Source organism: Streptomyces buecherae, from assembly GCF_014295035.1.
Lineage (GTDB): Bacteria > Actinomycetota > Actinomycetes > Streptomycetales > Streptomycetaceae > Streptomyces > Streptomyces youssoufiensis.
In genome coordinates, this window is sequence record NZ_CP060404.1 from 1,493,444 (window position 1) to 1,509,746 (window position 16,303).

Annotated in this window: 4 protein-coding genes; all 4 read right to left on the reverse strand. The window is 72.6% G+C overall.

The genetic code is table 11. The features are described from left to right. Positions 1-300: 300 nt before the first annotated feature. The 4 genes from H7H31_RS05645 to H7H31_RS05660 all read right to left on the reverse strand — a co-directional run bounded on the left by H7H31_RS05645 (position 301) and on the right by H7H31_RS05660 (position 16,263). Positions 301-1,365 carry an ACP S-malonyltransferase gene (locus H7H31_RS05645; RefSeq protein ID WP_232109701.1) on the reverse strand — a complete coding sequence of 355 codons (1,065 nt, stop codon included), beginning with the start codon at positions 1,363-1,365 and terminating at the stop codon, positions 301-303. After that, complete coding sequence (locus H7H31_RS05650; protein WP_187117803.1) at positions 1,362-2,798, reverse strand: class I adenylate-forming enzyme family protein; 1,437 nt, start codon at positions 2,796-2,798, stop codon at positions 1,362-1,364. The genes H7H31_RS05645 and H7H31_RS05650 overlap by 4 nt, the downstream gene beginning before the upstream one ends. Positions 2,799-2,918: 120 nt before the next feature. Continuing rightward, positions 2,919-9,824, reverse strand: coding sequence for an SDR family NAD(P)-dependent oxidoreductase (locus H7H31_RS05655; RefSeq protein ID WP_372456043.1), 6,906 nt, complete (start codon positions 9,822-9,824; stop codon positions 2,919-2,921). A 112-nt stretch (positions 9,825-9,936) separates the two neighbouring features. Further along, positions 9,937-16,263: a type I polyketide synthase gene (locus H7H31_RS05660; RefSeq protein ID WP_187117804.1), complete on the reverse strand. Its 6,327-nt coding sequence runs from the start codon at positions 16,261-16,263 to the stop codon at positions 9,937-9,939. Positions 16,264-16,303: the final 40 nt, after the last annotated feature.

Here is a 16,303-nt window from a genome sequence, read left to right on the forward strand (position 1 = left end):
GGTAGCAGACCCGAACCTCGCGCATCACACATGGCTTCTCCCTGTGGTGGGTGTGCGATCCATAGCCCAGCACGGCGCGCGGGGCACAGACCAGCGAGGACGGAGGACTCTAGGGAATTGCTGGTCACGGCCGCCCGGCACCGACCAGCCAGGGCCAGCGCCACGGCCCGCCTGCCTGCCCTGGACGCGCGCACGTGAGGGGCACCAGGTGGGAGTCGAGTACCCCGAGGACGACGTCCAGCGGCGACGTCCGCGGCGCTCGGCGACATGGTGGGCGCTGCCCGGGGGCAGCGCCCACGATCACCGCCGCACCCGGCGGGCGCTCCGCTGCCGGACCCGCGGGCGCATCGCCTTGCGGGCGTCGATGGCCACGACCTCGAAGTTGTCCACCGTGCGGTTCACCCGGCCGAAGAGGTTGTCCGGACCCGCGACGCAGACCCTGGTGATGCCGTGCTCCCGCATCGTCTCCACCATGTCCGGCCAGCGGATCGGGTGGTCGAAGGTGTCGAGCAGCATGGCGCGCACGCCGTCCGCGCCGGTCAGCAGCTCGCCGTTCTGGTCGGCGACGATCGGCAGCTTGGGGTCGGCCACCTCGAAGGTGGCCAGAACCTCCTCCTCCGCCTTGCGACGTAGCGCGCCGAACGCCGGGGCGTGCACGGGCGGCCACATGGTGTACATGTTGTATCCGCCCAGCTCGCCGATCCGCTTCTTGAACCGGTCGAGCACGGGCTCGCGGAGGGACACGAGGTAGAAGCCCTGGTCGATGTAGCCGGAGACGTCGTGCCACTCCCCCTCGGCGTTCAGTTCGGCCAGCGCCTCCTGGAGCCGCTCCTCGGGGGTGTGGATCACGCAGTGCGTGACCGCGTCACGGTGCTCCTGCCGGAAGTACTCCTCCTCGCAGCGCGCCAGCTCGGCGGTGAGTCGCACGGTCTCCTCGAACGGCAGGGACCCCGCGTAGGTCACCGCGGCCCGCTGGCCGAAGCTCGGTCCGGCACACAGCTCGGGCCGCTCTCCCAGCGTCTCCTCCGCCCAGTCGGCGAGGGCGAGACAGACCGTCAGGAAGGCGATCTGGGTGTGCGCGCTGTACTGCTCCTCCTCGTCGGCGTCCGACTGGCGGTACCGGTCGAACACGGAGTACCCCACCACCTCGTCGGCGATCGCGAGCCGGCGCCGGGCGTGGGGGTTGGTCAGCAGGAACTCGCCCACGTCGGTGAAGCGGAAGGGCCCCATCCCGGGGAAGACCATCGCCGTACGGCTGGTCTCCTGGTCGGATGTCCGCGCCTCTGCGGCCTGCGGCTCGGTGGCCTGCGCCTTCATGGTCTGTGCCGCTGTGGCCTGCGGCTCTGCGGCCTGCTGCTCGGTCATGCCTTCGCTCGCGGCGCCAGGTCGAGAGCGAGCTGCTCAAGCTGTCGTTTGTCGGGCTTGCCGTTGCGGTTCAGGGGGAATCGCTCCAGGACGTGTATGCGGTTGGGGTGCTCGACGTCGGGCAGCACGGAGGTGATCGGCTCCCGCCAGTGCCTCGGCTCGCGCTGCTGCTCGTCCTCCACGAAGAAGAAGAGCTGACAGCCGCGCTGTTCGTCGGGGATCGGGACGACCTTGACCAGGCAGCCGGCCGCGGCCAGCTTGTGCTCGATGATGTCGGGGTAGAGCGTGTGGCCGTTGCGGTGCGCCGCGGACTTCCGGCCGAGGACGAAGAGGTTGTCCCCGCCGTCCAGATAGCCGAAGTCGCCGGTGGGGTACCAGTCGGTCCTGGCGGGGTCGACGGGGGTGACCGTGCCGTCCTCCGCCAGGTAGCCCTCCATCAGGTCGGGCGAGTGGACCTGGATCTCCCCGACCTCGCCGGAGGCCAGGACGGCGCCCTCGTCGTCGACGATCCGCAGCTCCAAGCCCTCGACGGCCCGCCCGCAGGCGACCGCGTTGTCCTCGGTCGCGAAGGCCACGTTCCCGGCCTCGGTGCTGCCGTAGCTGTCCAGCAGGGGCAGTCCGAACCGGCTGACGTAGTCGGCGACCAGGCCGGGGTCCAGCGGGGCCGCCCCGCTGCAGAACATCCGGACACCGGACAGCTCGTCCGCCAGGGCGGGCTTGCGGCCGATCATGTTGAGCATGCTGCGGTAGCTGGCCGGGGTGGCGTCGACCACCGTGGCCCCGCAGGTGCCCGCCATGATCATCGCCCGGTCCAGCCGCCGGTAGGGCGCGATGACCAGCGAGCACTTGACCAGCCAGGCGATGAGCACCATGGACAGCCCGTACTGGTGGGAGAAGGGCAGCAGCGGCAGCAGGACGTCATCGGGGCGGTGGCCCACCTGCTGGGCGTTGCGCTCCAGGTTCTTCAGGAACTTCGCCCCGGTCTTGACGACGCCCTTGGGCTCCCCGGTGGATCCGGAGGACCACATGATCAGGCCGTCGGGCAGCTCGCACCAGGTGTCGAGGGACAGCCGAGGCTCGGCGGGGGTGTAGTCCATGGACGCCGCGAGCAGTTCGTAGACGGTGACCCGGGCCGGGCTGTTCGCGGGCATCGGCGTGTCGTCGTCGACCACGCAGACCTTGACCCCGGCCAGGTCGCAGATGCGCTGGGTGGCATCCGGCCGTTCCTGGTGGTCGACCATGACGATCGACGCGCCGGTGTGCATCAGAGCGAGGAGGACCCCGACGAAGCCGGCGGAGTTGCCGGCCTTCAGCATGACCCGGGTGCCGTCACCGACCCCGCGCTCGCGGAGCGCTTCGGCGATGGTCAGGGCCCTCTGCTCGAACTCGGGAAGCGAATGCACCGCTTCCGTCGCAAAGACCTTTGCGGTCATCGGGTTTCACTGAGCCTTTCTTCTTGAAGTCCTGGGGTGGGCCCCACGACGGCGACCTCCGCGAGCCGTGGGCCGGTACCGCGAGTCCCCCCGGAGGTCTCCGGGGGGACTCGCGGGTCGTCAGCTGTCGAGGTCGCCGAGCATCATGTCGATCAGGTCGTCGTCGTCCATCGCGTCGATGGAGTTCGTCTCCTTCTCCTCGGTGTCCTTCTCGACCTGGTCCTTGCCGCTCGCCAGTTCGGTGAGCGTGTCGAGCAGACCCGCGCGGCGCAGCCGCTCCAGCGGGATCGACGTCAGAAGGGCGCGGATCCTGGCCTCTTCCGGGTCGACGTCCGGCTCGGCCGCGCCGTCCGTCGCCACCCGGCCGCGCAGGTACTCGGCGAGCGCCGCGGGCGTGGGGTTGTCGAAGATCAGCGTGGAGGGGAGGCGGAGCCCGGTGGCCGAGTTCAGTCGGTTACGGAACTCCACGCCCGCCAGCGAGTCGAAGCCGAGGTTCTGGAAGGAGCGGTCGGGCTCGATGGACTGGGCGCCGCTGTGCCCCAGCACCATCGCCGCGCTGCCGCGCACCAGGTCGAGCAGCGCCCGCTCGAGTTCGGCTCCGCTCAGGCCGGCCAGCCGTACCTTGGCCGATTCGGGAGCGGTCGCCTTCCCGCCGGCCGCCGCCTTGCTCCGCGCCCGGACCACACCACGCAGCAGCGTGGGGATGTCGGCCTGGCCGCCGCTGAGCGCGGAGGTCTCCAGCCGCATCGGCACGAGCAGGGCGTCCTCGCTCCTGGCGCCGGCGTCCAGCAGACGCAGACCGCCCGCCATGGACAGGGGCGCCATGCCCTCGCGCGCCATGCGCACCATGTCCGCCTGGCTGAGGGTGCCGGTCATGCCGCCGGCCTGCTCCCACGGGCCCCAGGCCAGTGAGACCGCCGGGAGGCCGAGGCCGCGCCGGTGTGCGGCGAGCGCGTCCAGGAACGAGTTGGCGGCGGCGTAGTTGCCCTGTCCCGGGCTGCCGAACACACCGGCGACAGAGGAGAACATCACGAACTCCGCCAGGTCCGTCTCCCGGGTCAGCTCGTGCAGGTTCCACGCCGCGTCGACCTTCGGCTCGAAGACCGCGTCGATCCGCTTCGGCGACAGGGTGTCGATGACACCGTCGTCGAGTACGCCCGCCGCGTGCACGACCGCGGTCAGCGGATGGTCGGCGGGGATGCCGGACAGCACCCGCTCAAGCGAGGCACGGTCGGCCACGTCACAGGCCGCCAGTGTCACCGCCGCGCCCGCCCCGGTCAGTTCGGCCGCGAGGTCGGCGGCGCCCTCCGCGTCCGGCCCGCGCCGGGAGACCAGCACGAGGTTGCGCACCCCGCGCTCGGCCACCAGGTGGCGTGCCACCTCGCGGCCCAGGCCGCCGGTGCCGCCGGTCACCAGTACCGTGCCCTCGGGGTCGAGGGTCCGGGGCATGGTGAACACGTTCTTGCCGATGTGCCGGGCCTGGCTGATGTACCGCACCGCGTCCGGGGCCCGCCGCACGTCCCACGCCGTCACCGGGATGGGGTGCAGCGCGCCGCTGTCGAAGAGCTCGACCAGCTCGACCAGCATCCGCTGGACCCAGTCGTAGTCGGCCGCGACCAGGTCGTATGCCGTGTACTCCACCCCGGGGTGGTCCTGCGCGACGACCTCGGGGTCGCGCACATCGATCTTGCCCATCTCCAGGAACCGCCCGCCCCTGGGCATCAGCCGCAGGGAGGCGTCGACGAACTCGCGGGCGAGCGAGTCCAGCACCATGTCCATGCCCCGGCCGCCGGTCGCCGCCATGAAGCGCGACTCGAAGTCCAGGTCACGGGAGGAGGAAATGTGCTCCTCGTCGAATCCCATCGCCCGCAGGGTGTCCCACTTGCCGGGGCTGGCCGTGGCGTACACCTCGGCGCCGAGGTGGCGTGCGAGCTGCACGGCCGCCATGCCCACACCGCCGGTGGCGGTGTGCACCAGGATGGACTCGCCCGCCCGCAGCTTGCCGAGTTCCACCAGGCCGATGTAGGCGGTCAGGAAGACCACCGGCACGGAGGCGCCCTGCGCGAACGTCCAGCCGCGCGGCATGCGGACGAGCTGCCGCCGGTCGGCGATCGCGACGGGCCCGAACGAGGCGTTGATCATGCCCATGACCCGGTCGCCGGGGGCCAGGTCGGTCACGCCCGGGCCGACCTCCAGGACCACACCGGCGCCCTCGCCGCCCATGGTGGCGTCGTCCTCGGGGTACATGCCGATGGCGATCAGCGCGTCACGGAAATTCAGACCGGCGGCGCGCACCGCGATCCGGACGTAGCCGGGGGCCAGCGGCGCCTCGGCCGCGGGGTCGGGCAGCAGCGAGAGGTTGTCCAGGGTGCCGCCGCCCGTGGTGCCGAGCTTCCACGCCGAGGTGCCGGCGGGGGCTTCGAGCACCCGCCCGGAGGCGTTCCTGGCGAGCCGGGGGACCAGCCCCTGGCCGGTGCGGACCGCCACCTCGTGCTCGCCCGCCGCCAGCGCGGTCGCCACCACACCGGCGGTCGCGGTGACCGACTCGGCGTGGCGGTCGAGGTCCACCAGCAGGAACCGGCCCGGGTTCTCCGTGGCCGCCGAGCGCACCAGTCCCCACACGGCGGCGTTGGACAGTCCGGCGACGCCGTCGCCGGGTCCCGCGGCGACCGCGTCGCGGGTCACCACGACCAGCCGGGCACCGTCGAACCGGTCCTCGGCGAGCCAGGACTGCACCAGGGCCAGCGCCCGGTGGGTGGCCTTCCGGGTGGCGTCGGCGAGATCGTCGCCGTCCGGGTCCGCGCCGCACCAGGCCCAGACCACGTCGGGCATCTCGGCGCCCTCGTCGAGGGCGGTGACGAGCGCGTCCACTCCGGTGTACTCGGCGTGCTCGACACCGGAGGCGGCGAGCAGTTCGCCCACCCGTGCCCGGTCGGCGCCGACCACTGCCGTGGACACACCGGCCTCGGTCCGGTCGCCACCACGGGCGGCGGCGAGCACGTCCCAGTTGGCCCGGAAGAGCGTTCCGTCGCCGCCGGTGGAGCGCGGCCCGGACGCGAACCGCTCGGCCGCCACCTCCCGCACCACCAGCGACTCCACCGAGGCGACGAGCGCGCCCGTGGCGTCGGTCACCAGCAGCGCGACCGTGTCCTTGCCCTGGGGGCGCAGCCGCACCCGCACCCGTCCGGCGCCCACCGCGTGCAGGGTCACCCCGGTGAAGGAGAACGGCAGGGTCACGCGTCCGCTCTCGCCGCCGAAGTCGCCCATCTCCATGGCGTGCAGAGCGGCGTCGAGCAGGGCGGGGTGCAGGCCGAACCGTCCGGCTTCCTGGGCGGCCGAGTCCGGCAGCGCCACCTCGGCGTAGACGTCGCCGTCCAGCCGCCAGACCGCCTCCAGGCCCTGGAAGACCGGTCCGTATCCGTAGCCGGCCTGGGCCAGGCCCTCGTAGAAGCCCTCCATCGGCACCTGCTCGGCGCCCGGGACGGGCCACTGCAGCAGGCTGTCGGTGACCGCGGCGCCGCTGTCCGTCTCCAGGACGCCCTGGGCGTGCCGCACCCACTCCTCCCCCGGCTCGTCGCTGTCGGAGCGCGAGTACACGCCCAGCGGCCGTGCGCCGGACTCGTCGGCGGGGCCGACCACGAGCTGGACGCGGACGCCGCCCTGCTCCGGCAGGAGGAGCGGGGTCTCCAGGGTGAGTTCGCCGAGCCGTCCCGCCCCGGTCTCGACGCCCGCGAGCAGGCCAAGCTCCACGAATCCGGTGCCGGGGAAGAGCACTCCGCCGGCCACGGCGTGGTCGGCGAGCCACGGGTGGGTCTGCAACGACAGGCGTCCGGTCAGCACCGTACGGTCGCCCTCGGCCAGTTCGGTGAGGCCGCCGAGCAGCGGGTGGTCCACCCTGCCGAGGCCGACGCTCCGGGCGTCGCCGGTCACGGCGCCGCCCGCCTCAAGCCAGTACCGCTTGTGCTGGAAGGCGTAGGTCGGCAGGGCGACACGGCGTGCGCCGCGCCCGGAGTACACCGCGTCCCAGTCCACGCCGACGCCGTTCGCGTACAGGGTGGCGACCGCCTCCGCCAGCGTCCGCGCCTCGGCGCGCCCGGAGCGGGCCAGGGGCACGAAGGCCACGTCGGCGCCGACGGCGTCCAGGCAGTCCTGGCCCATCGCGGTCAGCACGGCGTCGGGGCCCAGCTCCACGCACGTCGTCACGCCCAGGTCGGCGAGGCGGCGCATACCGTCGTCGAAGCGGACCGCTTCCCGCACATGGCGGACCCAGTACTCCGAGGTGGCCAGTTCGGCGCCCGCGACATCGCCGGTGACGTTGGAGATGACCGGGATGTCCGGGGTCGAGTACGGCAGGCAGGCGGCGATCTGGCCGAACTCCGCCAGCATGGCGTCCATCCGGGGAGAGTGGAACGCGTGGCTGACCCGCAGCCGCTTGGTCTTGCGGCCCTGGGCCTCCCAGTGGCCGGCGACGTCGAGCACCGCGTCCTCGTCGCCGGAGAGCACCACCGAGGTGGGGCCGTTGAGTGCCGCCAGCGACACCTGGTCCTCGCGGCCCTGCAGGCTCTCGGCCACCTCCTGCTCCGACGCCTGGACGGCCACCATGGCGCCGCCCTCGGGCAGTTCCTGCATCAGCCGTCCACGGGCCGCCACCAGGGCGCACGCGTCCTCCAGGGACAGCACCCCGGCGACGTGGGCCGCAGCGATCTCGCCCACCGAGTGCCCCATCAGGAAGTCGGGGCGCACGCCCCAGGACTCCAGCAGGCGGAACAGGGCCACCTCGAAGGCGAACAGCCCGGCCTGGGTGAACATCGTCTGGTTGAGCTCGTCAGCGGTCGCGGCGGCGTCGTCCTCGGGGCCGAAGACCACGTCGAGCACGGAGGCCCCGAGGCGCACGTCCAGGTAGTCGCACGCCTCGTCGAACACGTCGGCGAAGAGCGGGTAGGTCTCGTAGAGTTCACGGCCCATGCCCAGCCGCTGGGCGCCCTGGCCGGTGAACAGGAACGCCACCCGCTGCGCCGTGGACCTGCCCCGCACCAGGCCCGGCGCGTCGGTCTCCTCGGCGAGTGCCGCGAGGCCGCGCAGCAGCCCCTCACGGTCGGGCGCCACCACCACGCCGCGGTGTTCGAGCGCGGCTCGTGTCACGGCGGACGACCATCCGACGTCGACCGGCCGCGCGTCGGGGTGGCGCACCACGTGCTCCCGCAGCCGCGCGGCCTGCGCCCGCAGCGCCTCCTCGCTCCTGGCGGACACCAGCCAGGACACGGGCTGGGAGGCCGTGTCCGCGTCGGTGTCGGCGGCGGCGTCCGTGGCGGGGGCCGGCTCCGGCGGCGGGGCCTGTTCGATGATGGCGTGCGCGTTGGTGCCGCTCATGCCGAACGAGGAGATACCGGCCCGGAACGGCCGCCCGGTCTCCGGCCAGGCGCGCTGCTCGGCGAGCAGCGCCACGCCGCCCGACGACCAGTCCACGTGCGGCGTCGGCACCTCCACGTGCAGCGTCTTGGGCAGGACGCCGTGGCGCATGGCCATCACCATCTTGATGACGGCACCCACACCGGCCGCCGCCTGGGTGTGGCCGATGTTCGACTTGAGGGAGCCCAGCCACACCGGCTGCCCCTCCGGGCGGCTCGCGCCGTAGGTGGCGATCAGCGCCTGGGCCTCGATGGGGTCACCGAGCGAGGTGCCGGTGCCGTGCGCCTCGATCACGTCGATCTGGTCCGCGGTCAGCTCGGCGTTGGCCAGCGCCTGCCGGATGACGCGCTGCTGGGAGCGCCCGTTGGGGGCCGTCAGACCGTTGCTGGCGCCGTCCTGGTTGACGGCGGAGCCACGCACGATCGCCAGCACCTCGTGGCCGTTGCGCCGAGCGTCCGAGAGCCGCTCCACCAGGAGGACGCCGACGCCCTCGGCCCAGGACGTGCCGTCGGCCTCGGCGCCGAACGCCTTGCAGCGCCCGTTGGAGGAGAGCCCGCGCTGGCGGCTGAAGAGGATGAAGTCACCCGGGGTCGGCATGGTGGCGACGCCGGTGGCGAGCGCCAGATCGCACTCGCCCTGGCGCAGCGACTGCGCCGCCTGGTGCAGGGAGACCAGCGACGAGGAGCATGCGGTGTCCACGGTCCACGCCGGGCCCTCGAAGCCGAAGGTGTAGGAGATGCGCCCGGAGGCGACGCTGCCCGCGATGCCGGTCAGCGCGTACCCCTCGAGGCCGCTCTTGGTGCTCTGGAGGTGGGGCCCGTAGTCGTGGTGCTCCGCGCCGGTGAAGACCGCGGTGCGGCTCCCCCGCAGCGTGGTCACGTCGATTCCGGCCCGCTCGAAGACCTCCCAGCTCGTCTCGAGGAGCAGCCGCTGCTGCGGGTCCATGGCCAGCGCCTCACGCGGCGATATGCCGAAGAACTCCGCGTCGAACTCGGCCGCGTCGTGGATGAACCCACCCTCGGTCGCGTAGCTGGTGCCGGGGCGGTCCGGGTCCGGGCTGTAGAGCGCCTCCAGGTCCCAGCCACGGTCGGTGGGGAACGGCGTGATGGCGTCCACGCCCTCGGAGACGACCTTCCACAGGTCCTCGGGGCTGTTGACACCGCCGGGGAAACGGCAGCTCATCCCGACGATCGCGATCGGGTCGTCCGATCCCACGACGGCACGCGCGGGAGCGGCGTCGTCCGTGGCCACGGGGAAGAGCTTCCGGTGGAGGTGGTCCACGAGCTGACTGGGCGTCGGGTACTCGAAGGCGAGTGACACCTCGAGGGCGAGTCCGGTGGCGGCGACCAGTCCTCGGTGCAGGTTGACCGCCGCGAGCGAGTCCAGCCCCAGGTCGAGGAACGAGCTCTCCGCGTCGAGCGTACGCGGTGAGTCGGACCGCAGCGCCGCGGCGACGTGTGCGCGTACCAGGTCGAACAGGACCCTGCGCTGTTCGTGGTCCGGCAGTTCGTGGAAGTCCGGACCGAGCGAGGGCTGTTCAGGGCTCTCGTCGCGGCCCGGTCCAGCCTGCGCGATGGAATCTCCCGAGTCACTGGACCCGTTCAACATGGTGCTCACCTAACTCCTGCCTTGGGTAAAACCCTGCGTCAAAGCTGTGGGCCGCGCCGGCCTCGGCCGCGGCGTGGGGCGCCCGCCCGCGGGCCGTCGGCGCGGGCGGGCGCGTGATGCGCTAGAGGTTGGCCACCCAGTCCTCGATGGCCTGTGCGGTGGTTCCCGCCTGCTTCTCCATCATCGTGAAGTGGGTTCCGGGTACGTCGACCACGGAGTCGGCCGGCCAGTCCGACTGCCAGCCCGCCGCGTCCGCGTCCACCTCGCCCATCGGTTCCGCCGCACGGACGAGGAGGCTGGGAACCGCGCTCTCCGGCGGCTTCCACCCCTCGAACAGATGCAGGTACCACCCCATGGCGGACATCCGGACGCCTTCCATGGAGACGAGGGCGTCCCGCTCGTACATCTCGTCGAGCATGGCGTTCTCGAACTGGCCGATGCTCGCGCTGTCCGGAAGGTAGGTGTCCAGCAGGACGACTCCCGCGGGCGGTGTGCCCTGGCTCTCCAGAGCGGCGGCCACCGAGTGGGCGACCATGCCGCCGGCCGACGATCCGACCAGGACGACCGGGTCGCCGTCGGCGTACTCCGAGACGATCCGCGCCTGGAGGCGGAACAGCGCCTCCGGGGTGGCCGGAAGGCTCTCGCCCTGGACGAACCCCACGGCGGGCAGGGCCGCGACGTCCCGGCTGCCCCGGAACGGGGCGGCGAGCTGCGCGTACTGGTGGACGCCGCCCAGCGCCATGTAGGAGGAGCAGCACATCAGCCGGGGGCGCTCGGCCCCCCGGGAGAGCCGTACGGGCCTGAGGGTCCCCTCGAAGTCGGCCGGGTCCTCGAAGGTGGGACGCAGCCGCGCGGCGTTCACCAGCAGATCCATGCCGACCTTGGTCTTGCCCTGCGCCGCCGCCGCCCGGAACAGGGAGCCGAGGGTGTCGGGCGCGTCCGCCTGCGACGCCACGGGCGCGATCGCGGGCGTTGGCGTGTCGGCCTGGGCAGCCGATGACGGCTGGGTCTGGCGGTCGGCGGGAGCGGACGCGATCCCGGCCGCGAGCCGGGGCCGCAGGTAGGACACCAGCTCCAGGGGGCGCGGATGGTCGAAGACCACCGTGGTGTCCAACCGGAGGCCGGTGACCGCGGCGAGCTGGTTCCGGAACTCCACCGCCGTGAGGGAGTTGAAGCCCATCTCCATGAACTCGTGGCTGGTGTCGACCTCGTCGGGTGACGTGTACCCGAGCACCGCGGCGGCGAGCGTACGCACCAGTTCGAGCAGCGCCTCCTCGGTCTCGCTCTCCGACAGCCCGGCCAGTCGCTGGCGCAACTGGGTGGACTGGTCGCCGGCCTCGGACTCGACCGCGCGGGCCGTACGCCGGATCGTGGGCTCCGGGACGATGGCACGGAACACGGCGGGCATCGCGGCGCCCTGGGCGCGCAGCGCGCCCAGGTCCAGCCGGGTGGGGATCACCACGGCCTGGCCGGAGGTGACGCCCTCGTCGAACAGCTCCAAGCCCTCCTTGGAGGAGAGCGGCACCAGACCCGAACGCGACACCCGGCGCAGGTCGCCCTGTCCGAGGTGACCGGTCATGCCGCTGGCCTGCTCCCACAGGCCCCACGCCAGGGAGACACCCGGCAGCCCCTGAGCCCGCCGCCATGACGCGAGGCCGTCCAGGAACACGTTGGCCGCGGCGTAGTTGCTCTGTCCGGCGGAGCCGAACACACCGGCGGCCGACGAGAAGAGCACGAAGGCCGACAGGTCCATGCCCGAGGTCAGCTCGTGCAGGTTCCACGCGGCGTCCACCTTCGCCCGCAGCACCGGCTCGACCCGCTCGCGCGTCATGGACGCGAACAGCCCGTCGTCCAGCACCCCGGTCGCGTGCACCACGGCGCTCAGCGCGAACTCCTCGGGCAGCCCCTTCAACACCGCGGCGAGCGCCGCGCGGTCCGAGACGTCACACGCCGCGATCATCACCTCGGCGCCCTCGGCCTCCAGTTCGGCCCGCAACTCGGCCGCGCCGTCCGCGTCCCCGCCACGGCGGGACAGCAGCACCAGCCTTCCGACGCCGTGCCGGGTCACCAGATGCCGGGCCACCAGGCCGCCCAGCACACCCGTGCCGCCGGTCACCAGCACCGCGCCGGAGCCGAAGGTCGCCGACTCGGGAGCGTCGCCCGAGGGCAGCGACCGGGCCAGGCGCGGCACGCGGACCTCACCGGAGCGCACCACCACCTGCTCCTCACCGGAGGCCGCCACACCCGCGAGAAGCCCCGCCGACTTCTCGACGTCATCGGTGTCGACCAGCACCACCCGGCCCGGGTTCTCCGACTGCGCCGAGCGCACCAGCCCCCATACGGCCGCGCCCGCCAGATCCGTCACACCGTCACCGGTGTCCACGGCGCCGCGCGTCACCAGCACCAGCCGGGTCGCCGCGAACCGCTCGTCCGCCAGCCACGACTGGACGGTCTCCAGCGCCTCGGCGACCCGCGTGTGCACCTCGTCCACCACGGCCGCGCCGCCCGGGACCACCGGCAGCACCACCATGCCGGGCATGAGCGTGCCCGAGGACACGGCGTCGCCGAGCGCCACCGGGTCCGTGTACACGTCGACGGTGACGCCCGACATCTCCAGCGCGGCGCCCACGCCGAGGAGGTCGTCGCCCAGCACCGCCGCCCAGCCCGGCGCCACGCTCTCGGTGGGCTTGACCGCGTCCGCCGTCCACTCCACGCGGAACAGCGCGTCACCGTCCCTCCGGCCCGCGTTCCGCAACGCCTGGGCCTGGATCGGCCGCAGGACGAGGGAGTCGACCAAGGCCACCGGGCGGCCCGACGTGTCGGCTATCGCCAGGGACACCGCCTTCCGCCCGTCCGGGACCATCCGGACCCGGAGGGCTCCCGCGCCGACGGCTTCGAGGGAGAAGCCCCGCCAGGAGAACGGCAGCAGAGTGCCCGCGCTCGGCGCGTCGTCGCCTCCGCGCATCGCCTTGCTCACGCCGATCGCGTGGAGGGCCGCGTCGAACAGGGCCGGGTGCAGACCGAAGTACTTCGCGGTGCCGAGCTGCTCCTCGGGCAGTTCCACGTCGGCGAACACCGCGTCGCCGCGCCGCCAGGCGCGCCGCAGCCCCTGGAACGCGGGGCCGTAGCGCAGCCCGTGCTCGGCGGCGTGCTCGTACCCGCCGGAGATGTCGACGGGCTTGGCCCCGGAGGGCGGCCACTTCGCGAAGTCGAAGGAGGCCGCCGGGCCGGGCGGGGTGAGCACACCGCGTGCGTGCCGTACCCATGGATTCCCGAGGTCGGCCCGGTCCTCGTCGGACTCGATCCGCGAGTAGACGCTCACCTCGCGGTGGCCCGCGGCGTCGACGTCCCCCACCTCGACCTGGATCTGCACCCCGCCGCGCTCGGGCATCACCAGGGGCGCCTCGATCACCAGTTCCTCGACCCGGGCGCACCCCACCTGGTCCCCCGCCTGTACGGCCATCTCCATGAAGGCCGTACCGGGCACCAGCGCCACGCCTTCCACCGAGTGGTCGGCGAGCCAGGCGTGCGTGGCGATCGACAGCCGCCCGCTGAGCAGCACTCCGCCGCCACCGGCCAGCGAGACCACGGCACCCAGCAGGGGGTGCCACACCGATCCGAGGCCCACCGAGCCCGCGTCGCCGACGGCCGCCGTCGCGTCGAGCCAGTAGCGCTGGCGCTGGAAGGCGTAGGTCGGCAGCTCCACCCGGCGGGCGCCACGCCCCTGGAAGACCTTCCCCCAGTCGACGACGACCCCGCTGGCGTGCAGCTCGGCGGCCGAGGTCAGGAACCGCTCGGCCCCGCCCTCGTCGCGTCGCAGCGTGCCCACGACCACCGCCCGCGCCTCGGCGGCCTCCACCGTCTGCTGCACGGGAAGCGTGAGCACCGGGTGCGGGCTCACCTCGACGAGCACCGTGAGGCCGTCCTTCAGCAGGGTGCGGGTGGTGGCCTCCAGCTCCACGGTCTGGCGCAGGTTGCGGTACCAGTACTCGGCGTCCAGACCGACGGTGTCCACCACTTCACCGGAGACCGTCGAGTAGAACGGCACCTGCGAGGAACGCGGCTCGATGTCGACCAGGGCCTTCAGCAGCTCCTCGCGGATCGACTCCACGTGGGCGGAGTGCGAGGCGTAGTCCACCGGCACCCGGCGAACCCGCACCTTCTCGCCCTCAAGCTGGGCCACCATCTCATCCAGCGCAGCCGGATCACCGGAGACGACAACCGAGCCGGGACCGTTGACCGCAGCGACCGAAACGGCGCCGTCCCATGCGGCGATGCGCTCCTTGACCTGGTCGACCGGAAGCCCGACCGACACCATGCCACCACGGCCCGCCAGACCGGCGGCGATGGCCTGCGACCGCAGCGCCACCACCTTCGCGGCATCCTCCAGCGACAGGGCACCGGCCACGCAGGCCGCCGCGATCTCACCCTGACTGTGACCCATCACCGCGTCCGGCTCCACACCCACCGAACGCCACAGCTTCGCCAACGACACCATCACCGCGAACAACACCGGCTGAACGACATCCACCCGGTCATAGCCGGGAGCACCCTCGGCACCACGCAGCACATCCGTCAACGACCAGTCCACATACGCCGACAAAGCCGCCTCACACTCGGCCACCGCCTGGGCGAACACCGGCGAGGAGTCCAACAACCCCACCGCCATCCCCACCCACTGGGCGCCCTGTCCTGGGAACACGAAGGCGGTCCTGCGTCCCTTCGCCGCCTGCCCCCTGACCACGCCCGGGGTCGCCTCGCCCTGAGCGACGGCCAGCAGGCCCCGCAGGAGGCTCTCGCGGTCGTCGCCGATGACCGCCGCGCGGTGCTCGAACGCCGAGCGGGACACGGCCAGGGAGTAGCCGATGTCCGCCACCGACGCCACCGCGAGTTCGTCGTCCTGGGCGGAGTCCTCGGCCGTCAGACGGGCGTGCAGCCGCTCGGCCTGTGCCCGCAGCGCGGCCTCGCCCTTGCCGGAGACGAGCCACGGCACGACGGGGGTGGCGACCGTTACGGGTGCCTTGGTTTCCGGGGCACCCTGCGGATCGGCCGGCCCCGGTTCCTCGGTTTCGGGGGCCTGCTCGATGACGGTGTGCGCGTTGGTGCCGCTGATCGCGAAGGAGGAGATCGCCGCCCGGCGGGGCCGGCCCGTCTCCGGCCAGGGCCGTGCCTCGGTCAGCAGTTCCACGGCCCCCGCCGACCAGTCCACGTGCGGGGTCGGCTCGTCCACGTGCAGCGTCTTCGGCAGGACGCCGTGCCGCATCGCCATCACCATCTTGATGATCCCCGCGACACCCGCCGCCGCCTGCGCGTGACCGATGTTCGACTTGATGGACCCCAGCCACAGCGGCCGGTCCGCCGGCCGGTCCTGGCCGTAGGACGCGATCAGCGCCTGCGCCTCGATCGGGTCACCCAGCGTCGTACCCGTACCGTGCGCCTCCACCACGTCGACGTCGTTCGGGGTGAGTCCCGCGCTGTCGAGCGCCTGCCGGATCACCCTGCGCTGCGACGGGCCGTTGGGGGCCGTCAGGCCGTTGCTGGCGCCGTCCTGGTTCACCGCGGAGCCGCGCACCACCGCCAGCACGGGGTGGCCGAGGCGGCGGGCGTCGGACAGCCGTTCCACGAGCAGTACGCCGACGCCCTCGGACCAGTTGGTGCCGTCCGCCGCGGCCGCGAAGGGCTTGCAGCGGCCGTCGGAGGCGAGCCCCCGCTGACGGCTGAACTCGGTGAACGTCCCGGGGCCGGCCATCACGGTGATGCCGCCGGCCAGCGCGAAGTCGCACTCGCCCTGGCGCAGCGCCTGCGCGGCCAGGTGCAGCGTCACCAGGGACGACGAACACGCCGTGTCCACCGTCACCGCCGGCCCTTCGAGGCCGAGGACGTAGGAGACCCGGCCGGAGGTGACGGCGGGCGTCTGCCCCGTCATCAGGTGGCCCTCGACCTCTTCGGCCTCGATCGGGCCGGCCGCGCCGTACCCCTGGAAGGCGGCGCCCATGAACACGCCACCGGTGGTGCCCTTGACGGACAGCGGGTCGATGCCGGCCCGCTCCAGGACCTCCCAGGACGCCTCAAGCAGCAGCCGCTGCTGGGGGTCCATGGCCAGCGCCTCACGCGGGGAGATGCCGAAGAACACGGGGTCGAACTGCGCGGCGTCGTGCAGGAACCCGCCCTCGTTCACGTAGCTCGTGCCCTGGCTGTCGGGGTCCGGGTTGTACACCTCCTCGTGCCAGCCACGGTCCGTCGGGAACGGTGAGAGTCCGTCGGCACCGTCCGCGACCATCTTCCACAGCTCCTCGGGAGAGCTGATCCCGCCGGGGAAGCGGCAGCTCATCGCGACGATCGCGATGGGCTCACGCTGCTTCGCCTCCACCTCCTGAAGGCGCTGCCGGGTGCGGTGCAGGTCGGTCGTCACCCTGTTGAGGTAGTCGCGGAGCTTCGTCTCGCTCACTGTGTGCCGTCGCTTTCTTTGAACTGTGAAGTCAAGGGGT

Bases quoted from the DNA above. Each gene is read 5' to 3' on its own strand.
- H7H31_RS05645 (WP_232109701.1), bottom strand. From the start codon at position 1,365: ATGACCGAGCAGCAGGCCGCAGAGCCGCAGGCCACAGCGGCACAGACC.
- H7H31_RS05650 (WP_187117803.1), bottom strand. From the start codon at position 2,798: ATGACCGCAAAGGTCTTTGCGACGGAAGCGGTGCATTCGCTTCCCGAG.